Below are 18,306 nucleotides of genomic sequence, written 5' to 3' on the forward strand. Positions count from 1 at the left end.
CGTGTTCTCGGCACGGTGTGCGGGGATCGCCCATGTGCGGGCGCGCCGGGACCGCTCAGGTCGACGAGTTTGACTGAAGTTTCAGTCAGTGCGAGGGTGAGGGCAGGGCTGGAGCCCTGGCCGGCCGGTGCCCCCGTGCCCGCGATGGCGGCGCCGACCCGGCGATGGTCGACTTGATCTGGAGATGCCATGACCGAACACCGCGACGAGCGCTCGCTCGGCGACCACCTGCTCGGGTTCCTGCCCTCCCGCCGACGCCTGCTCGGAGCGGCCGGCCTCGGAGCGGCCGGCCTCGCCCTCGGCGCCGGGGCGCTGACGGGATCCTCCGCCTCGGCCGCGCCGCGTCCGGGCGGAGCGCGCCCCTGGGTGCCCGCCGATGACGTCCCGCACGCCAGGACCTGGATGTCCTGGCCGTCCCGGAAGTCGGTGTGGGGGCGGCAGCTGGGCGGCGTACAGGAGGACATCGCACTGATCGCGCGCACCATCGCCGAGTTCGAGCCCGTCGTGATGTGCGTCCCCGACGACTACAGCGCCCGCGAGGCGCGCAGCATGTGCGGCCCGCAGATCGAGGTGACCACCGCGATCCCCACCGACGACCTGTGGATGCGCGACATCGCCCCGGTCTTCCGCCGCGACGGCTACGGGGCCCTGGACGCGGTCTGCCTCAACTTCAACGGCTGGGGCAACAAGCAGATCCACACCGACGACGCCCGGGTCGCCGAGCGGATCGCCCGCCGCCGGAGCCTGCGGCTCACCTACGCCGACCTGGTCGGCGAGGGCGGGGCCGTGGAGACGGACGGCGACGGCACGGTGATGGCGACCGAGAGCAGCCTGGTCAACAAGAACCGCAACCGGGGCATGAGCCGCGCCGAGATCGAGGACGCCGTCCTCGACGCCTACGGCGCGGACAAGATGATCTGGCTGCCCGGCATCAAGGGCAAGGACATCACGGACGACCACGTCGACGTCACCTCGCGGTTCGTCCGCCCCGGCGTGGTGATGGTCCAGCTGCCGCCCGCCGACCGCGACGACGTCTGGGCGCGCGACGCCCGAGAGCAGTTCTCGATCCTCTCCGCGGCGACCGACGCGCGCGGCCGGGGGCTCCAGGTGATCCGGGTGGACGGCCCCGACACCGTCCGCTCGAAGAGCTCGACCTTCGTCGACTCCTACCTGAACTTCGTCCTCGTCAACGGCGGCGTGATCACCGCCCAGTTCGGCGACCGTGCCAAGGACGAGGCAGCCCGTCAGACCCTGGCCGCGGCCTTCCCCGGCCGCGAGGTCGTCCAGCTCGACGTCGACCGCCTGATGGGCGGCGGCGGTGGCATCCACTGCTCGACCATGCACGAGCCGATGCCCTGACCCCGCGTCCCCGCGGACACCGCCGGCGCACCGCTCCGCCGGCCCGGCCGGGTGCCGGTCCCGGTCACCCCTCCCTTCCCCTCTCCCCTCACCCTCCGGAGGACCCCTTGTCGAACCCCGCCCTGTCACGCCGCGCCATGATGCGCACCATCGCGGGCGCGAGCGTGCTCGCCCTCGGCCTGACCGCCTGCTCCGAGCTCGACGACCCGGAGCAGGACGGCGGCCAGGCCCCCGGCCCCGGCGGGGCGAACGGGCGCCGGTTCGGCGCCGAGTGGGAGAAGCACACCCGTACGTTCATGTCCTGGCCCGCCTCGGAGGACGTGTGGGGGGACCAGCTGGGCGGCGTGCGCAAGGACATCGCCGGACTCGCCGCCGCCATCGGCGCCCGCGAGCCCGTGGTGCTCATGGCCCGGCCCGACCAGGAGGAGGCGGCCCAGCAGGCCTGCGGGAACGACGTCGAGGTCATCCCGCTCGCGGTCGACGACCTGTGGGCCCGGGACACCGCGCCGGTCTTCGTCGAGGAGGGCGGCAAGGTCAAGGGCGTCGACTTCAACTTCAGCGGTTGGGGCAACAAGCAGGAGCACGACAACGACGCCAAGGTCTCCCGCGCGCTGCTGGCGAAGTACGGCCTCGACCGCGTCGAGACCCCGATCGTCGCCGAGGGCGGCTCCTTCGAGACCGACGGCCAAGGCACCCTCGTGCTCACCGAGAGCTCCGTGGTCAACGCCAACCGCAACCCCGGCATGAGCCGCGACCAGGTCGAGCAGGAGCTGAAGAAGGCCCTCGGCGTGACCAAGGTGATCTGGCTGGCCGGCGTGAAGGGCAAGGACATCACCGACGCGCACGTCGACTGCCTGATGCGCTTCGTCGCACCCGGCGTCGTGCTCCTGGACAAGGCCTTCCCGGGCACCCCGGCCGACGTGTGGTCGCGCTCGGCCGACCAGGCGAAGTCCGTCCTCAAGGACGCCACGGACGCGCGCGGCAAGAAGATCGAGGTCATCGAGCTCTCCCAGCCCGACCCCGACCGGATCACCGGCCGCGGCGACGCCTTCGTCTCCTCCTACATGAACTTCTACATCGGCGCCAAGGGCGTCTACCTGCCCCGGTTCGGCGACGCGAAGGCCGACGACCGGGCCAAGCAGGTCATGAAGGACCACTTCCCCGACCGCGAGATCGTCCAGGTGAAGATCGACGCGATCGCCTCCGGCGGCGGCGGCATCCACTGCGCCACCCACGACCAGCCCGCGATCGGCTGACCGAACCGTTCCCCGAGCCGCTCCCCGACCGCAGCCCGGCCCCACGTCGCACGACGTGGGGCCGGGCTGCGGTCATTGTCGTTCCGGACGCGGACGACTGTGCACTTTCGTTGCACCCGCCGGGCCGATCGCCACTACTGCGCGCCGTTCCCGCTCGCCAAAGCTGGTCCCGTGAACGACCTTCATGTGAATGACCTTCGTAAGGACGAAGCAGGGCCGGCCTGCGCGGACCGCACACCGCGCGGCGAACACCGGGGCGACCGGGGGAAGACGCCGGTGCTCCTCAAGGTGTTGGCCGCCGTGGCCGCCCTGGGCGTACTGCTGCTCGGCGTCCTCGGCTCACCCGACCGCTCCCTCGGCCACTCGCCCGAAGTGATCGGCGAACGGGAGATGGTGCGGGTCAGCGGACCGAACGGCAAGACGCTCGAAGTGCTCGCCATGGTCGACACCGGCGCGTCGGCGTCCTCGATGGACACCAAGCTGGCCAAGGAACTCGGCTTCGACCTCAAGGCGGCCCCCAAGGTCACCGTCGCCTCCGCGCTCGGCCGCGAACAGCGGCCCGTCGTCGACTCCACGGTGCGCCTCGCCGGCCGGTCGTTCGTCGCCAAGACCACCGTCAACAACCGCTCGAAGAGGGAGACGCCGGTCCTGCTCGGCCGACAGGACGTCCAAGGACTCCACGTCGTCGTCGGCAAGCGGCTGCTGACCCAGCCGGACGCCGCCAAGGCCCCCTCCGCCCTGCGCATCCTGTTCGCCAAGGCCCCCGCGATCGACCCGGTGTCCATGATGGCCCTGCTGCCGCTCGCCGCCCTGGTGATCGTCCTGCTGCGGGTGGTCGTCGGCCTGAACACCCTGGGCACCTTCAGCCCCGTCCTGCTGGCCCTGGCCTACGCGCAGTCGGGGCTGCTGCTCGGAGTGCCCCTGACGCTCGCGCTGTTCGCGCTCGGATTCGTCATCCAACCGCTGCTGCGCCGCCTGCACCTGCCGCGCGTCGCCCGCCTCGGCGTACTGATCGGCGTGGTCACCTCCGGCCTGATCGCGGCCCAGCTCTCCCTCGGCGGCCTCGGCCTGTCCGACTCCTGGGGCATGACCCTGCCCGTCGTCGTCACCTCGATCATCACCGAACGCCTGTGGGAGCAGTGGGACCTCGACGGCGCCCGCTCGGCCCTCGTCGGAGCCGCGGTGACCATGGGCACGGCCGTCCTGGTGGCACTGCTGCTCCTCACCCCGTTCGTACGCCACCTCGCGGAGGTCGTACCGCTGCAACTGGCGGGCGTCTGCGCGCTGTGGGCGGTGCTGGTCGGGACCTACCGCGGGCTGCGGCTGAGCGAGCTGTTCAGGTTCGCCCCCGCCGCCAAGGCGCAGGGCGGTGCCGCGTGATCCGGCTCCGCGGCTGGGACCCGGTCCTCGGCATGAACCTGCGCAACGCCCGGATCGCCGAACAGAACCCCTCGTCCGCGATCCGCCTGGTCAACGACAAGTACGCGACCAAGCAGGCCCTGGCCGCCGTCGGCGCACCGACCTCCCCGACCGTGGGCCTGCTGCGCTCCCGGCGGGAGATCGCCTCCCTCGACTGGGCCGGCCTGCCCGACTCGTGGGCATTGAAACCGAACCAGAGCCTCGGTGGGAACGGCATCCTGCTGTCGTTCGGCCGACGCCGCAACACCTGGTACTCCTCCTCCGGCAAACGGATCGCGCGGGAGACCGTCACCGACCACCTGCGGCGCATCCTGGACGGGGAGTTCTCCCCGCGGCCCAACGACTGGGCGATGTTCGAGCCGCTCATCCGGGCCCACCCGGAACTCGAAAGGCTCTCGCACCAGGGCCTGCCGGACATCAGGGTGATCTGCCGCGGCGACCGGCCGCAGCTGGCGATGCTGCGGCTGCCGACCCGGTTCAGCGGCGGCCGGGCCAACCTCCACCAGAAGGCCATCGGCGCCGCCGTCGACCTCGCCACCGGCCGCATCACCCACGCCCTGGTCGGCAAGGAACCCACCGACCACCACCCCGACACCGGGGAACCCCTGATCGGCGCGAGCGTCCCGCACTGGCCCGAGGTGCTCGACGCGGCCCGCCGCTGCGCGAAGGCGACGGGGCTGCGCTACCTGGGCGCCGACATCGTCGTGGACGCCGGCCGGGGCCCGTTGATCTTGGAGGTCAACGCCCGGCCGGGGCTCCAGATCCAGAACGTCACGGGACGCGGTCTGGCGCCCGCGTCGTCCGACCAGCACAGGAGGCACTGATGCGAGGGCTCGCCCTGGCTTCCAAGATCGTCGTAGCCGGACTCGCCGGTGCGTTCCTCACGATGAGCGCCGTACGCGCGGAGCCGCCCCGGCCCGCGTCCGACCACGACGCCGCGCCGCCGTCCACTGAGGCGTCCGCGTCGCCGTCCGCGCAGGCGTCCGCGCAGGCGTCCGCGTCGCCGTCGGGGCGGCCGTCCGCGTCGCCGACCGTGCGCCCGTCAACGTCCCCGAGCGGTTCCAAGCGGCCCTGACGGGGTACGGCGCCGGTCGTGTCACCCGTCGTGTCACCGGTCGGGGCGGAGCCGGGCGTCGCGGGCGAGGAGGGCCGCCTGGACCCGGTTGGCACAGCTCAGCTTGGTCAGCATCCGGCTCACGTACGCCTTGATCGTGCCCTCGCCGAGGTGCAGCCGCCTTCCGATCTCCGCGTTCGAGGCACCCGTACCGACCATGGCGAGCACCTCCCGCTCCCGCCCGGTGAGGGCCGCGATCCGGTCGAGCCGCGGATCCGCCTGCTCCTCGTCCGACTCGAGGTACCGGTCGATGAGGTGCCGGGTGATTCGCGGCGACACCATCGGAGTACCGCCCGCGACCGTGCGGACGGCCTGGATGAGCTCCTGCGGGGTGCTGTCCTTCAGCATGAACCCCATCGCACCCGCCCGCAGTGCCCGGGCCACGTACTCCTCCTCCCCGAAGGTGGTCAGCATGACCACCCGGACGGACGGGGCCCGGGCGGCGATCAGTTCGGCCGCGTCGAGCCCGTCGGAACCCGGCATCTGGATGTCGAGCATGGCGACGTCCACCAGGTGCCGGACGGCGAGCTCCGCCGCCTCGTGGCCGGAAGAGGCCTCCGCCACCACCTCGATGTCCTCGGCATGCCCCAGGACCAGCCGGATCCCGGCACGCACCAGGTCCTGGTCGTCGGCGAGGAGAACACGGATCACGGCAGGCCTCACGGTGTGTGGAAGGAACTCGGGAAGAGAGGGTCGAGGGAGTCCAGGGGGGCGATGCGGTCGAAGGGGCCGCGGCGGGCGTCGTCCTCCACGGAGACCCCGGGCCGCTCGAACTCCTCCGGTCCCCCTTCCACGGGAAAGGGGACGAAGGAGAGCGTCAGGAACTGCAGGGCGACCGCGCCCACCACGCCGAGCAGCATGACCGCGCTCGCCGCGGTCCGGCTCGGCCACGTCTGCGCGCCGACCAGTACGCCGAGCCCCGCTGCCGGGTCGGACGCCGAGCGGGGAGCGGCCGGGCCGCCGTCCAGCGGGATGCGTGCGTCGACGCTGAACCCGCCCTCGCCGGTGCGGGCGGCCCTCAGCGAACCGCCGAGCAGGCGAACCCGCTCGTGCAGACCGGCCAGCCCGAGCCCGTTGCCGCGTGCGGGCCGTGCGTGGCGGCCCGCGGGCCGCGGCCCGTTGCGGACGTCGACCCGTACCTCGCCGGTGTCGCAGTGGACGATCACCTCCACCGGGGCGCCGCCGGCGTGCTTGTGGACGTTGGTCAGTGCCTCCCGGACCACCCGGTGGACCGCGCGCCGGGCGGTCGGGGCGGCGTCGACCAGGTCCCCGCCGGTCCAGCGCAGGTCCACCGGGATGCCGGCGGCGGCGGACTCGCCGACGAGGGCGGTGACATCCGCGTGGGTGCCCGTCGCGGGGGTCAGCGGGTCCGGAGCCCCGGTCGCGGCGTCGCCCGCCCGGAGCACGCCCAGCACGCCCCGCAGCTCGTCCATCGCCTCCCGCACCGTGCTGTGCACCAGCACGGCGGCCCGTCGGATCTCCGGGGAACCCGCCCGGCCCGCCAGTTCCAGCCCGCCGGAGTGCAGCGCCGCCAGGCTGAGCCGATGCCCGAGCAGATCGTGCATCTCGCCGGCGATCCGGGCCCGCTCACGCGCCCGGGCCTGCTCCTCCGCCGAGCGCTGCGCCCGTTCCAGGACGGCGTTGCGCTCCCACAGCGCGCTCAGCAGCCGCTCGCGCTGACCGGCGAGCGCGCCCACCAGACCCGGCAGCGCTCCGCACACGATCCCGGTGACGAGCACGATCATGGCCTGGTACTCGCGCACCGGCCCGCTCGCGCCGGTCGTGATCGCCGTGGTGAGGACCAGGGGCCCCGTCACGCTCACCGCCGCGAGCACGGACCGGTGACGCAGCTCTGCCCAGCGGGAACCCGCCGCGTAGGCCGCCGCGACCAACGCCCCGCCGGTCAGCGGCTCGACCGCGACCATCGCCGCGGCGGTCGCGAGAGCGACCGAGGGCCACCGCCGCCGGACCAGTACCGCCACGGCCGCACAGCCGATGGCCGCGTAGTAGGCCACGGGACCGATCAGCCCCCGGACGCCCCAGCTGTCGGTCCACTCGAAGAGGACCAACGCGGTCAGGGTCACGGCGGCGATCAACAGCAGGTCGCCGAGCAGACGCAGAGTGACGGGCGGCAGCCGCCGAGACGGGTCGGCGGCGCGCGCGCCGGGGCGTTCGGCGGACATGCGGTGGCTCTTTCGGCGGTGCGGGGGAGGGGGACGTCGACCGGAGGTCTGTAGGTCTGTCCGCATCCTCTCCTCGACTGAAGATTCAGTCAATATGTGCCCCGCGGCCCTCCCTCCTTCCCCCGGGAGGTCATGGCCGGTCCCTGATCGGTGCGGGTGCGCCGCGAGGGGGCGCGTTGACGATTCCGAACGGCACGTGGACGCTCGGGGTGGCCGGCGCCGTGCCGGTCAGGTGGGAGACCTGGTCGTCGAAGAAGATGTGCGGATCGAGCGCGCGCATCACGGCGGCCTTGTCGACGCCGCCGAGGAAGAAGGCGTCGTCGACGCGCAGCCCCCATTGCCTGAGGCTCCGCACGGCACGCTCGTGCGCGGGGGCGTCCCGGGCGGTGACCAGGGACACCCGCAGGCGGGGCCGGTAGTCGCAATTCCTGCGGCGCTCCTCGTCCTCGCGGCGCTGGATGCGGTTGATGCCCGCGAGGAAGTCCTTCAAGGGGCCGGGGTCGTGCGCGGTGGTCACGTTGAGGACTTCGTGCGCGCGGAACTCGGCGATGCCGGCGGCCTGGTAGATCCGCTCGGAGGAGTCGTCCGCGACCACGCCGTCGAAGTCGAAGGCGATGCGCAGTTCCCGGTCGGTGTCGTCGTCGACCCGTTCCGTCGCGAGTACGTGACCCGCCGGCATCCCGTCGGCCACCGCCTCGCGAACGTCGGAGCCGTTGGCCGAGAGGAACAAGGACATGTTCAGAGCGGGCATGAACCGGTGCGACGGCCGGCCCTGTCGGAAGACGGCCCGGCTGATGCGCAGGCCGTGCGCCGAGATCGAGCGCATGACGCGGAGCCCGGTGTCCGGGTCGTTGCGCGAAAGGACGATGACCTCGACCAGCGGATCGACGGGATCCGCGAGGTCGTTCAGCGACAGCAGGCGCCGGACGAAGGGGAAGGCCACCCCGGTGGCCAGGACGTCGTCCACATGGGCCTCTTGATGGGTCCGGTACGCGTCCTCGCCCTGCTCCCGGAACACCGCGTCGCCGTCGGTGAGGTCGAACAGGGCGCTGGAGGCGATCCCTATGACGAGGCGGTCGGACAGGTCGTACTTCATCACGCCCCCTGTCGGCACGCGGGCGGTGTCGAGAGGGTTATCACCGGCTCGAACATGCCGAAAACGCGGACGGCGCCGGGCGCTCTGCCCGCCCGGTACCCGTCCCGTCGACGTCAGGCCGTCGGCTCGGTGAGCGTGAGTGCCCAGGTCCGGCTCGGGGAGACCACGCGCCACCGGAAAACAGCCATATTGAAATGAAAACGATTTCCGATGACGTCTGCGTCGCACCGAACCGACGGCAGTCCGGGAGGAAGTCCGGTGGGACATCTGCTGGTGATCGAAAGCTGGGTGGGGTCGATGAGCAGGCTGCTCCCCGGAGCGATCCGCGAGGAGGGGCACGAGTGCACGTTCGTCACCCGCGACCTGCACCACTACCTGCGTGCGGCCCCGGAGGGCGAGGGCCCGCACCCCCTCCTCACGGCCCGCACGTCATCACGGCGGACACGAACGACACGGCCTGCCTCCTCGCCCGGATCGAGGGCCTGCACAGCGTGCTCGGCTTCGACGGGGTCGTCTCCTCGTGCGACTACTACCTGCCGGCCGTCGCACACACCGCCCACCGGCTGGGCCTGCCCGGGCCCGCGCCGGAGGCCGTCGAGGCAGCGTGCCGCAAGGACCTGACGCGGCGTGTGCTCGCCGCGGCCGATGTCCCCGGGCCCCGGTTCGCGATCTGCGCGGGCGCCGGGGAGGCGGCGGCCGCCGCCCGCGGGATCGGCTACCCGCTCGTCGTGAAGCCGGTGGACCTCTGCGCGGGCATGCTGGTCCGCGCGGTGCGCGACGAGCACGAGCGGGAACGGGCCTGCCAGGCCCTCGCCGAGTTCCCGGTCAACGCGCGCGGCCAGGACAGGGCGCCCGTCATCCTGCTCGAAGAGCTCCTGCGCGGGCCCGAAGTCAGTGTCGAGACCGTCTCCTTCGGCGGGTCCACCCACGTCGTGGGCGTCACCGACAAGAGCATCGGCGGCGCGCCCGCCTTCGTCGAAACCGGGCACATGTTCCCGGCCGGGATCGACGAGGCCCAAGCCGCAGAGGCCGCGGAGACCACGCGCCGGGCGGTCGAGGCGCTGGGACTGGACCAGGTGGTCTGCCACACCGAGCTCAAGCTGACGGCCGACGGGTCACGGCTGGTCGAGGTCAACCCCCGACCGGCGGGCAACCGCATCACGCGCGCGGGGCGGCCCGCCCCCGGGCGAGTGCGCGACGCCCTCGGCCCGCTCCTCCCGACCCTGATCGACCGACTCGGCGGCGAGGTCTGCCGACTGCGGTACGTCCCCGACCGGCCGGCGGCGCTGTCCGCGCAGGCCGTCCACGCACTGCGGGACGCGGACGTCGTCGTGGTGACGGGCTCCACGTCCGTCGGTGTGACCGACCGACTGCGCGCGCTGCTCGCCGAGTCCGGGGCGCGGATGGTCGTCGACACGGTCGCCTGCCGTCCCGGGCACCCGATGCTGCTCGCCGAACTCCGGGCGGACCGTTGGGTGGTGGGACTGCCCGGGAACCCGTACGCGGCCCTGGTCGCGGCCCACACCCTGCTCGGCCCCTTGCTCGCGGGCCTGACCGGACGCCCCCTCCCGTCCCTCCCACGGGTACCCGTCCACGGGCAGGCCCGCCCCGCCCCCGGCCAGACCCGACTGGTCCCCGTCGCCTGGGGCGAGGCAGGAGCCCGGATCGCGGACGGACACCGCGCCGCCTTCCTCCGAGGGGCCGCCGTCGGGGATGCCCTCGCGGCGCTCCCGCCCGGCTGGAGCGACGGCCGCTCGGCCTCCCTGCTCCTGACGACGGCGGGCTGATCGCGGCATCCTCGGACCGCGTCGAGCACCGTTCTCCCTCGTCCGGAGCGTCACGACCAGAGCTGGAATCGACCCCAGCCGTCCGCGGTCCGTTCGTAGCGCAGCCGCGTGTGCACGCGGCTCGGCGCCGCCTGCCAGAACTCGACCACCGTCGGCGCGAGGGTGTACAGGGTCCAGGCGGAGTCGACGAGCGAAGGCTCCTTGCCGATCAGGGCCAGGGACTTCTCCAAGGCGTGGTCCCGTTCGGCCGGGTCGGCCAGGTACTGGCTCTGGCGGCCCGGCAGGGCCTCGGCGCGCGCCGAGGCCGCCCGGGCCAGGAAGTCCTCGGCGTTGTCGCGGGCCGAGCCGGGCGTGACCGGCCCGCGCAGGCGCACCTGCCGACCGTGCTCCGGCCAGTAGAAGGTCAGTGCCGCCCGTGGATGGACGGCCAGTTGGTTGCCCTTGGGGCTGAACGCGTGCCCGGCGAACCGCCACCCGGACGCGTCCACGTCCTTGAGGATCAGCACCCGGGCATCCGGGTCGCCGACCTCGTCGACCGTGGACAGGGTCATGGCGTGCGGGTCGCGCAGGTCGTCCGCGACGGCGTCGGACAGCCAGGAGAGGAACAGCCGGACGGGGTCGGTCGTGCCGCCCGGACCGTACGTCCGGCCCGGCCCGCCGGTCGATCACCTCGCAGGGGTTTGCCGCGGTGCTCACGGGTTAGCCGCGCAACAGGGCGTGGATCGCGCCCCCGGTCCTCACGGGGCCGACGTTCGGCTGCGAACGGAGTTCGCGCGATGAAGGTCTCGGACCATCTGCTGGAACGACTGCGACAGTGGGACGTGGAGTACGTCTTCGCGTACCCGGGAGACGGCATCAACGGTCTGCTCGCCGCCTGGGGCCGGGCAGGCGACAGGCCCCGCTTCATCCAGGCCCGGCACGAGGAGATGGCCGCGTTCCAGGCCGTCGGATACGCGAAGTTCTCCCACCGCACCGGAGTCTGCGCCGCGACCTCCGGCCCCGGGGCGATCCATCTGCTCAACGGCCTCTACGACGCCAAGCTCGACCACGTGCCCGTGGTCGCCGTCGTCGGCCAGACCGACCGGTCCGCGATGGGCGGCGCCTACCAGCAGGAAGTGGACCTGCTCTCCCTCTACAAGGACGTGGCATCGGACTTCTGCGAGATGGTCACCGTGCCGCAGCAGCTGCCGGGTGTCCTCGACCGGGCCATGCGCGTGGCCGCCGCCCGCCACACCGTGACGGCGATCATCGTCCCGGCGGACGTCCAGGACCTCGAGTACGAGGCGCCCGGGCACGCCTTCAAGATGGTGCCGTCGAGTCAGGGCATGGGCCGTTTCGCGCCGGTGCCCGCCAACGGCGAGATCGCCCGGTGCGCCGAAGTCCTGAACGCGGGCTCCAAGGTGGCCATGCTGATCGGCCAGGGCGCCCGGGGCGCGCGCGCCGAGGTCGAGGAAGTCGCCGAGATCCTGGGCGCGGGCGTCGCCAAGGCACTGCTCGGCAAGGACGTGCTGCCCGACACCCTTCCGTACGTCACCGGATCGATCGGGCTGCTGGGCACCCGCCCCTCGTACGAGATGATGCGCGATTGCGACACGCTGCTCGTGGTGGGTTCCAGCTTCCCCTACACCCAGTTCCTGCCCGAATTCGGCCAGGCGCGCGGTGTGCAGATCGACATCGATCCCTCCCTCGTCGGTCTGCGCTACCCCTTCGAGGTCAACGTCGTCGGCGACGCGGCGGAGACGCTCAAGCGCATGATCCCGCTGCTCGAACCCAAGACCGACCGGGCCTGGCGGGACACCGTCGAACAGGGCACCGCGCGATGGTGGGAGGTGATGGAGCGCAGGGCCAAGGTGCCCGCCGACCCGGTGAACCCGGAGTACGTCGTCCACGCGCTGGACGTGCTGCTGCCGGACGACGCCATCCTGTGCGCGGACTCGGGGTCCGTCGCGAACTGGTACGCGCGGCACCTGCGGATGCGCGGCTCCATGCGCGGATCGCTCTCCGGAACCCTGGCCACGATGGGCCCGGGGGTGCCGTACGCCATCGGGGCGAAGTTCGCGTTCCCGCAACGGCCGGTGATCGCGCTCGTCGGCGACGGCGCGATGCAGATGAACGGCCTGGCGGAGCTGATCACGGTGGCCAAGTACCACCGGGAATGGTCGGATCCGCGTCTGATCGTCGCGGTGCTCAACAACCACGACCTCAACCAGGTCACCTGGGAAATGCGCGCCATGGAGGGAGTGCCGCAGTTCGAGGAATCCCAAGCGCTGCCCGACCTGCGGTACGCGGACTTCGCCGTGGGCATCGGCCTTGCGGGGGAGCGGGTCGAGTCTCCCGAGGGCGTGGACCCGGCCTGGCGCAACGCGCTGACGGCGGACCGCCCCTACGTCATCGACTTCCGCACGGATCCGGCCGTACCCCCGATCCCACCGCACTCCACGTTCGACCAGGCGAAGGCCACGGCCGCGGCCGTGCTGCACGGGGACAGCGGCCGGGGCGCCATGGTCCGCCAGGGAATCAAGGCGAAGATCCAGGAATTCCTGCCCGGCAGCGGCAAGGAGTGACGCCGCCCCGTCAAGCCGCCACCGCTCGCCCCGGACCCAGGGGTGGGGCGAGCCCATGGCACCCGCGCCGCACCGAGCGGCATCGCGCTGTGCGGCGCCACGAGATCGACGGGACCGGCTCCGAACACGGCGACCGCGGCGCCGGGCCGGACGTGGGCCGGCCCGGCGCCTGTGTGTGGGCGGGCGTGGTCAATGGCCCAGGGCGCGCTTCAGCTCGGCCTTGTCCATCTGCGAGCGCCCCTTGATGTTGCGCTGCCTGGCTTCGTTGTACAGCTGGTCCTTCGTGGGGCCCTGGGAACCGCTGTGGGAGTGCTGCCCGCCGCGCTTCGGCGAGGGCATGTCCTCGATGGACGACCGACTGGCGGTCTTGGACTCTCCGGCCTGGGCGCGTTCCTTGTTGACGGTCCGGGCGGCGATCTCCTTGGCGCGCTCTTCCGATTCGCCGCGCTGCTCGGCGGATTCCTTGATGTGTTCGTACTGGCGTTCCCGCTTCGGGGAGGATCCACGGGGCATGGCCATCTCCTTTCCTTCTCGGGGCGCCTACCCCCGTTCACCGGGACCATCGCGGCCGGACGCCGGACGCCGGCTGTCACCGGAGCCCCTGCCGTTTCAGGCCCGGAGGTCCGGGCACGCGGCATGTATGGACCATTCGAGGGCCCCTGCCGACGGGCGAGTACGGAGAGGGCCCACACGAGTGGTGAGCCGTCCTCGGAGGTGAGCCTTGACCCGCCGCGGTGAGCACACGGGCGGCGCCGGTACGGACCCGGCGGCTACCGCACCGCTCGACGGCGCCCTGGCCGAGGCGGTCCGGCGCACGGGAGCTTCCGGCGGGGCCGTGTACCTGTGGGAGCGGACGGGGCGCCGCGGCCTCGGGCCGGCGGTGCTCTGCGCCATCCCCGTGGAGGTGGCCCGTCCCTGGCAGCGGATTCCGGTGGACGGCCACACCCCGGTCGCCGACGCGGTCCGCGAGGACCGGCTCGTGTGGGTCGGATCCCAGGAAGACCTCGCGCACGCCTACCCACGGGTCGCCGTGCCCCTGCCCTACCGGTTCTCGCTCGCCGCAGCGCCCCTGCCGGGCCGGGGAGGCCGCCGGGGAGCGGTGCTGCTGCTGTGGCCCGCCCGGCACCCCGCCGACGCCACCCGCCGAGAACTGGACCACCTCACCGCCGAGGCCCACCGCCTGGCACGGATCCTGGACGGGGCCGGAGCCGAGGCCATGGCCGTGGTTCCCGAACAGCCGCGCGTGGTCCCGGCCGCACCGCTCCGCCCGTACGACGGCCCAGGCCCAAACCCCGGTCCGGTCCGCGGCGGCCCCGGCACCGGCCCCGGGCCCGCCGCGGACTGGGCCGAGCGGCTTCCCGAAGGCGCCCTGGCCCTGGACCTGGAGGGACGGATCACCTTCCTCGACGGCACCGCCGAGGAGCTGCTCGGCCGCAGCGCCGCCCAACTGGTGGGCACACGGCCCTGGCAGTCCCTGCCCTGGCTCGACGTCCCCCTGGTCGAGGACCGCTACCGGACGGCCGTGATCAGCCGGGAGCCGGTCGAGGTCACCACGCGCAAGCCCCCCGACGGCCGACTGCGCTTCGAGCTGTACCCGGACGCGAGCGGCATCAGCGTCCGCATCACCGACCCCGCGGCCGCCCCGCCGGAGCCGGGCGCCCCCGCCTCCACCCGGCCCCGACCGGGCCCGGTCAAGCCCGGCGTCGACGCGGGACGGGTCTACCAGCTCCTGCACCTGTCGGCCGCCCTGACCGAGACCATCGCCGTCCGCGACGTCGTCGATCTCGTCGCCCACCAGATCCTCCCCGCGTTCGGAGCGGACGCCGTCGTCCTCTCCGCCGCGGACTCCGGCCGACTGAAGATCACCGGCCATCACGGGTACGACCCAGCCGTCATCGACCGCCTCGACGCCCTGCCCCTGGACACGGAACTGACCCCCGCCGGGCGGGTGCTCGCCACCGGCGCCCCGGCCTTCTTCGGCAGCCCGCGCGAGATGGCCGATGCCTATCCCCGCGCCCCCTGGCTGAGCGGCAAACAGGCCTGGGCCTTCCTCCCGCTGATGATCTCCGCCCGCCCCGTCGGCTGCTGCATCCTCTCCTACGAGCTGCCGCACGCCTTCACCGCGGACGAGCGCGCCGTCCTCACCGCGCCGGCCGGGCTGATCGCCCAAGCGCTGGACCGCGCCCGCCTGTACGACACCGCGAACGACCTCGCGCACGCCGGTGGCGCGCACGGCGGTGCGCAGCTGCCCCATGAGTGCGGCCGCGGCGACGTTGTGACCCTCTACGTCTCCGATGACGGCGGCGACGGTGGTGGCGTCCAGGACGATGACGTCGTAGAAGTCGCCCCCTATCTCCATCCCGTGGCCGGCCGGCAGGTAGCGTGCGGCGATCTCGAGTCCGGGCACGCTGGGCAGGCGGTGCGGAAGGAGTGCCTGCTGGAGGCCGGCGGTGGTGGGCTTCTCCACCAGACCGTCCGTGTAGAAGGCGATCAGCGTGCCCGGGGGCAGTTCGAGGCGGGTGACCGGGCAGGGGGCGTGGACACCGACGCCGAGCAGCGGGGCCGTGTCGACGCGGAGCGGGGCACGGAGGCGCTGGCCTCCGTCCTCGCCGAGCCCGCGGGCATCGGCCTCGACGAGCTGGTCGACACCATCCTCGACAGCTCCGGCCCCGGCTTCCACACCACCGACGACATCGCGCTGCTCCTCCTGCGAACCGAGCCTGAGCAGGCGGACGGAAGGAGACGGAGATGAACCAACCCCCCGCGTCCCGGCCGGCGCCACCGGCGACCGACGGGGCGGACCGGCGCCGGCTGCTGCTGGTCCGGCACGCGAAGGCCGTGCCGAAGGACCAACCCCTGGACGACTTCGACCGTCCCTTGTGCGAGCGCGGAAAGACCGACGCGCCCCGGACGGGTCACTGGCTCGCGGACTCCGGTTTCACCTCGGACCTCGTGCTGTGCTCCCCGTCCCGCAGGACGCGTCAGACCTGGCAGCTCGCCGCGGCCGCGCTGGAGGACCCGCCGCCCGCCGTGTACGACGAGCGGCTCTACAACGCGCCCCCGAGCATGCTGGTGACCGTACTGGCGGAGCGGGGCCCGGGCCTTCGATGCCTGGCACTGGTCGGCCACAACTCGGGCATCCACGAGCTGGCCGTCGGGCTGTGCGGCAGCGGCCCCGAGGATCTGCTGGAGCGCGTCAGGGCGGGGTTCCCGACTTCGGGCGTAGTGGTGCTGGACGTGTACGGCGGCTGGGAGCGACTGTCCCCGGGCAGCGGCACCGTGACGGCTTTCTGGTCACCGACCGATTGACCCCGCGCGCTACTCCCGCCGGTCCGCGACCGAGGGGAGGAGGGTGAACAGGCCGTCCGATCCGGTCAGGTCCAGCAGTCTGATCATCTGGTGGCTGGGCGCCGCGAGCAGCAGATGATGGCCCAGTGCGCGGGCCTCCTCCCGCGCCGCCAGCAACACGTTGAGCCCGGTCGAGTCGCAGAACGACGAGTTCTGCAGGTCGACGATGACGTCCGAGCCTTCCGGGGCCTCGGAGAGGGCGGTATCCAGCGAGCCACGCAGCTGATCCGCGTGGTCGAGGTCCATGTCGCCGATCACACGGAGCACGTACGGGTCCTGATTTCGCAGCGTCCTCGGTCGGTCCGTGTCCCCCTTGCCGATGACCATGATGTGCCTCCTGATACGTCAGGTTCCTGCCCCTCGTGAGGCTCCCCATGCACCGGGCCGCGCCACAGAATGTGACGGCGCGGGCGGTGTGTGCCCGGGAAACCGTTTGAATGCGAGATACGGGGACAGACGCCTGAGCGCCTGGAGTCGTGAACGGACGCCAGGCGAGAGCATGGGCGGTTTCATGAAAGGGGGCCGACATGAGCGCCAATCAGAAGGTCATGGCCCAGGTGGAACAGGTCGCGGGAAAGGCCCTGAGGAAAGCGGCGCACGCGCTGGGCAAGGAGACCTTGGCCGCCAAGGGCGCTGCGCTGGAAACACGGGGAAAGGCCCGTGAGACGAAGGAGAAGGCCGGGGACACCTTCCGCTGAAGGGGGTCCTTCGTCACCGCAGGCCCTGCCGGAACCGCGTGATTTCGTCGAGGCGGTCCAGGAGTTCGTCTTCGGCGCGGTCGAAGGCGTCCTGATCGATCTCGCCGCGCCGGAGCCGGGCTTCGAGTTCGGCGAGGGCGGCCCAGACCGGCGCGGGGTCGTAGTACTCCTCGTCGGCCCTGTCCGCGATCCTCTGCGCCACCCACACCACGGCCCGCACCGGCGCCAGCGGCGCGGTCAGCAAAGCGCTCAGCAGTCCCATGGCTCCTCCCGGGCCTCTATACGAAGCTGTAGGGCGGCAGGGGCCCCGCGAAACGGAACGCGATGCCGTCGGTCTGCCGGGCGAGGTCCGCTTCGGCCTCGACCAAGCTGCGCTTCCGGTCGTCGGGGACCAGGAGGGCGAGGCTGAGGATGTCACCGTTGGCCGGAGGCCGGACGCTGTGGTCGCGAGCGAGAGGAATGAGGGCCTGGACCAGACCGGCGGCCACCGCCTCCTGCCTGTCGCGCACCTCGCGGGCGACGAGTTCGCCGAGCACGAGCGGCAGCCGGGGATCGGGGTCGCCGGCCCGGATCCGGTCGTTGAGTTCCCGGGCCTGCGGGGAATCGTCCAGGACTTCCCGCAGCAGCGCCTCCTCGTCCTGGGACGCCTTGACGTTGTACTCGGCGCAGCCCTCCAGCCTCTCCAGGGCGTCCAGGTAGGCGTCGGCGCGCTCCTGCAGCACCTGTGTGACCGCCACGTCGTCCGGGGCGGTGTACCCGAACTGCAGGGGAAGGATCGTGCCGTCGGCCATGAGCCGCTCCTGGACCTCCTGGTGGGCGGCCAGGTCCCGGCGTTTGGGCCTGATCTCCTCGTCGACGTCGCTGACGACCGCGCTCAGTCGCCCGGCGGTGATGGTGCGGAGCGGCGCGGGGTCGGTCCCGACTCCGGTCAGACCGTCAAGGCGCTGCGGATGTGTCGCAGCGGTGATCGAGTACACGTAGAGAGCCATCGTCTAGTCCTTCTCGCGGCGTACGGGCCGGCGAGCGGGCCGACGGCGGCGCGGAGCCTCTTCCTCTTCGGCTTCCTCCTCCGGCTCTTCTTCCTGGTCGGACTTGCCGGTCAGGGACTGCTTCACTCCCTCGATGGCCCCGCTGAGCGCGCCCTTGCTCTTGCCACTGGCACCGCTCTCGACCATGTTGCCCACGACGTCGGTCAGCTGGGCGGGAGCCTTGCGGCCGGCTTCCAGATCGAGCCGGTTGCACGCTTCGGCGAAACGCAGGTAGGTGTCGACGCTCGCCACGACGATGCGCGCGTCGATCTTCAGGATCTCGATCCCGACCAACGAAACGCGGACGAAGACGTCGATGACGAGACCTCGGTCCAGGATCAGTTCCAGGACGTCGTAGAGGCTGCTCGTGTTCCCGCCTCCGCCTTGGCTCATGCCGAGGCTGGTTCCCCCCTGCGGCATCACAGTCATGGCCGCTTCCCTTCAGGGTTGCCGG

Annotated in this window: 15 protein-coding genes and 5 pseudogenes; 9 read left to right on the forward strand and 11 right to left on the reverse strand. The window is 72.3% G+C overall.

Going from position 1 to position 18,306, the window contains the following annotated elements; all coding sequences use genetic code 11:
* Positions 1-189 precede the first annotated feature (189 nt).
* The 4 genes from ACFYZL_RS29090 (at position 190) to ACFYZL_RS29105 (ending at position 4,858) form a co-directional block, all read left to right on the forward strand.
* Positions 190-1,359: an agmatine/peptidylarginine deiminase gene (locus tag ACFYZL_RS29090; protein ID WP_384744253.1), complete on the forward strand. Its 1,170-nt coding sequence runs from the start codon at positions 190-192 to the stop codon at positions 1,357-1,359.
* Between the two features lie 107 nt (positions 1,360-1,466).
* Positions 1,467-2,615 carry an agmatine/peptidylarginine deiminase gene (locus ACFYZL_RS29095; RefSeq protein ID WP_384744252.1) on the forward strand — a complete coding sequence of 383 codons (1,149 nt, stop codon included), beginning with the start codon at positions 1,467-1,469 and terminating at the stop codon, positions 2,613-2,615.
* 186 nt (positions 2,616-2,801) lie between these two features.
* Complete coding sequence (locus ACFYZL_RS29100; protein ID WP_388682995.1) at positions 2,802-3,995, forward strand: 7TM domain-containing protein; 1,194 nt, start codon at positions 2,802-2,804, stop codon at positions 3,993-3,995.
* Positions 3,992-4,858, forward strand: a complete 867-nt coding sequence (locus ACFYZL_RS29105; RefSeq protein WP_384744248.1) for a sugar-transfer associated ATP-grasp domain-containing protein — start codon at positions 3,992-3,994, stop codon at positions 4,856-4,858. Before ACFYZL_RS29100 ends, ACFYZL_RS29105 begins: the two co-directional genes overlap by 4 nt.
* A 284-nt stretch (positions 4,859-5,142) precedes the next feature.
* On the opposite strand, the gene ACFYZL_RS29110 is transcribed toward ACFYZL_RS29105, so the two are convergent.
* The 3 genes from ACFYZL_RS29110 to ACFYZL_RS29120 all read right to left on the reverse strand — a co-directional run bounded on the left by ACFYZL_RS29110 (position 5,143) and on the right by ACFYZL_RS29120 (position 8,427).
* The gene (locus tag ACFYZL_RS29110; RefSeq protein WP_384744246.1) at positions 5,143-5,799 is read right to left on the reverse strand and encodes a response regulator; all 657 of its coding nucleotides are present in this window, start codon (positions 5,797-5,799) and stop codon (positions 5,143-5,145) included.
* An 8-nt stretch (positions 5,800-5,807) separates the two neighbouring features.
* Positions 5,808-7,331, reverse strand: coding sequence for a sensor histidine kinase (locus tag ACFYZL_RS29115; protein ID WP_388682998.1), 1,524 nt, complete (start codon positions 7,329-7,331; stop codon positions 5,808-5,810).
* A 130-nt stretch (positions 7,332-7,461) separates the two neighbouring features.
* On the reverse strand, positions 7,462-8,427 hold the full coding sequence (locus ACFYZL_RS29120) for a 5'-nucleotidase (RefSeq protein ID WP_384744244.1): 966 nt from the start codon (positions 8,425-8,427) through the stop codon (positions 7,462-7,464).
* Between the two features lie 258 nt (positions 8,428-8,685).
* Between ACFYZL_RS29120 and ACFYZL_RS29125 the strand changes: the two are divergent.
* Positions 8,686-10,214, forward strand: a pseudogene (locus tag ACFYZL_RS29125) (molybdopterin-binding protein).
* A 50-nt stretch (positions 10,215-10,264) separates the two neighbouring features.
* On the opposite strand, the pseudogene ACFYZL_RS29130 reads toward ACFYZL_RS29125, so the two are convergent.
* Positions 10,265-10,825: pseudogene (locus tag ACFYZL_RS29130) on the reverse strand (pyridoxal 5'-phosphate synthase); the annotation flags it as partial.
* 165 nt (positions 10,826-10,990) lie between these two features.
* Between ACFYZL_RS29130 and ACFYZL_RS29135 the strand changes: the two are divergent.
* Positions 10,991-12,778, forward strand: a complete 1,788-nt coding sequence (locus ACFYZL_RS29135) for a thiamine pyrophosphate-requiring protein (RefSeq protein WP_384744243.1) — start codon at positions 10,991-10,993, stop codon at positions 12,776-12,778.
* Between the two features lie 189 nt (positions 12,779-12,967).
* On the opposite strand, the gene ACFYZL_RS29140 is transcribed toward ACFYZL_RS29135, so the two are convergent.
* A complete protein-coding gene (locus tag ACFYZL_RS29140; protein WP_384744241.1) occupies positions 12,968-13,291 on the reverse strand; it encodes a plasmid stabilization protein in 324 nt (107 codons plus the stop codon).
* A 703-nt stretch (positions 13,292-13,994) separates the two neighbouring features.
* Here ACFYZL_RS29140 and ACFYZL_RS29145 point away from each other — a divergent pair.
* Positions 13,995-14,897, forward strand: a pseudogene (locus ACFYZL_RS29145) (PAS domain-containing protein); the annotation flags it as partial.
* A gap of 104 nt (positions 14,898-15,001) precedes the next feature.
* Here ACFYZL_RS29145 and ACFYZL_RS29150 read toward each other — a convergent pair.
* Positions 15,002-15,221: pseudogene (locus tag ACFYZL_RS29150) on the reverse strand (PP2C family protein-serine/threonine phosphatase); the annotation flags it as partial.
* Positions 15,222-15,281: 60 nt separating this feature from the next.
* Positions 15,282-15,560 (reverse strand): annotated as a pseudogene (locus tag ACFYZL_RS29155) (hypothetical protein); the annotation flags it as partial.
* On the opposite strand from ACFYZL_RS29155, the gene ACFYZL_RS29160 reads away from it, so the two are divergent.
* On the forward strand, positions 15,527-16,087 hold the full coding sequence (locus ACFYZL_RS29160) for a SixA phosphatase family protein (protein WP_388683003.1): 561 nt from the start codon (positions 15,527-15,529) through the stop codon (positions 16,085-16,087). The pseudogene ACFYZL_RS29155 and the gene ACFYZL_RS29160 sit on opposite strands and share 34 nt — an antisense overlap.
* A 9-nt stretch (positions 16,088-16,096) precedes the next feature.
* On the opposite strand, the gene ACFYZL_RS29165 is transcribed toward ACFYZL_RS29160, so the two are convergent.
* On the reverse strand, positions 16,097-16,453 hold the full coding sequence (locus ACFYZL_RS29165; protein ID WP_388683006.1) for an STAS domain-containing protein: 357 nt from the start codon (positions 16,451-16,453) through the stop codon (positions 16,097-16,099).
* 200 nt (positions 16,454-16,653) lie between these two features.
* Between ACFYZL_RS29165 and ACFYZL_RS29170 the strand changes: the two genes are divergently transcribed.
* Entirely contained in the window at positions 16,654-16,824 is a 171-nt protein-coding gene (locus tag ACFYZL_RS29170) for a hypothetical protein (RefSeq protein ID WP_384744238.1), read from the forward strand.
* Positions 16,825-16,837: 13 nt separating this feature from the next.
* On the opposite strand, the gene ACFYZL_RS29175 is transcribed toward ACFYZL_RS29170, so the two are convergent.
* Genes ACFYZL_RS29175 through ACFYZL_RS29185 form a run of 3 tightly spaced genes read right to left on the reverse strand, consistent with a single transcriptional unit; the run spans position 16,838 to position 18,281 of the window.
* Complete coding sequence (locus ACFYZL_RS29175) at positions 16,838-17,086, reverse strand: gas vesicle protein GvpG (RefSeq protein ID WP_388683009.1); 249 nt, start codon at positions 17,084-17,086, stop codon at positions 16,838-16,840.
* Positions 17,087-17,102: 16 nt separating this feature from the next.
* On the reverse strand, positions 17,103-17,813 hold the full coding sequence (locus tag ACFYZL_RS29180) for a GvpL/GvpF family gas vesicle protein (RefSeq protein ID WP_384744235.1): 711 nt from the start codon (positions 17,811-17,813) through the stop codon (positions 17,103-17,105).
* Between the two features lie 3 nt (positions 17,814-17,816).
* Positions 17,817-18,281, reverse strand: a complete 465-nt coding sequence (locus tag ACFYZL_RS29185) for a gas vesicle structural protein GvpA (RefSeq protein WP_384744233.1) — start codon at positions 18,279-18,281, stop codon at positions 17,817-17,819.
* Between the last annotated feature and the right edge of the window lie 25 nt (positions 18,282-18,306).

The organism is Streptomyces sp. NPDC001717, from assembly GCF_042892775.1.
GTDB lineage: Bacteria > Actinomycetota > Actinomycetes > Streptomycetales > Streptomycetaceae > Streptomyces.

What these genes read in the sequence shown, in the direction of transcription:
- ACFYZL_RS29090 (WP_384744253.1), top strand. Translation starts at nt 190, where the DNA reads ATGACCGAACACCGCGACGAGCGCTCGCTCGGCGACCACCTGCTCGGG.
- ACFYZL_RS29115 (WP_388682998.1), bottom strand. Translation starts at nt 7,331, where the DNA reads ATGTCCGCCGAACGCCCCGGCGCGCGCGCCGCCGACCCGTCTCGGCGG.
- ACFYZL_RS29120 (WP_384744244.1), bottom strand. Translation starts at nt 8,427, where the DNA reads ATGAAGTACGACCTGTCCGACCGCCTCGTCATAGGGATCGCCTCCAGC.
- ACFYZL_RS29135 (WP_384744243.1), top strand. Translation starts at nt 10,991, where the DNA reads ATGAAGGTCTCGGACCATCTGCTGGAACGACTGCGACAGTGGGACGTG.
- ACFYZL_RS29140 (WP_384744241.1), bottom strand. Translation starts at nt 13,291, where the DNA reads ATGCCCCGTGGATCCTCCCCGAAGCGGGAACGCCAGTACGAACACATC.
- ACFYZL_RS29160 (WP_388683003.1), top strand. Translation starts at nt 15,527, where the DNA reads ATGAACCAACCCCCCGCGTCCCGGCCGGCGCCACCGGCGACCGACGGG.
- ACFYZL_RS29165 (WP_388683006.1), bottom strand. Translation starts at nt 16,453, where the DNA reads ATGGTCATCGGCAAGGGGGACACGGACCGACCGAGGACGCTGCGAAAT.
- ACFYZL_RS29170 (WP_384744238.1), top strand. Translation starts at nt 16,654, where the DNA reads ATGAGCGCCAATCAGAAGGTCATGGCCCAGGTGGAACAGGTCGCGGGA.
- ACFYZL_RS29175 (WP_388683009.1), bottom strand. Translation starts at nt 17,086, where the DNA reads ATGGGACTGCTGAGCGCTTTGCTGACCGCGCCGCTGGCGCCGGTGCGG.
- ACFYZL_RS29180 (WP_384744235.1), bottom strand. Translation starts at nt 17,813, where the DNA reads ATGGCTCTCTACGTGTACTCGATCACCGCTGCGACACATCCGCAGCGC.
- ACFYZL_RS29185 (WP_384744233.1), bottom strand. Translation starts at nt 18,281, where the DNA reads ATGACTGTGATGCCGCAGGGGGGAACCAGCCTCGGCATGAGCCAAGGC.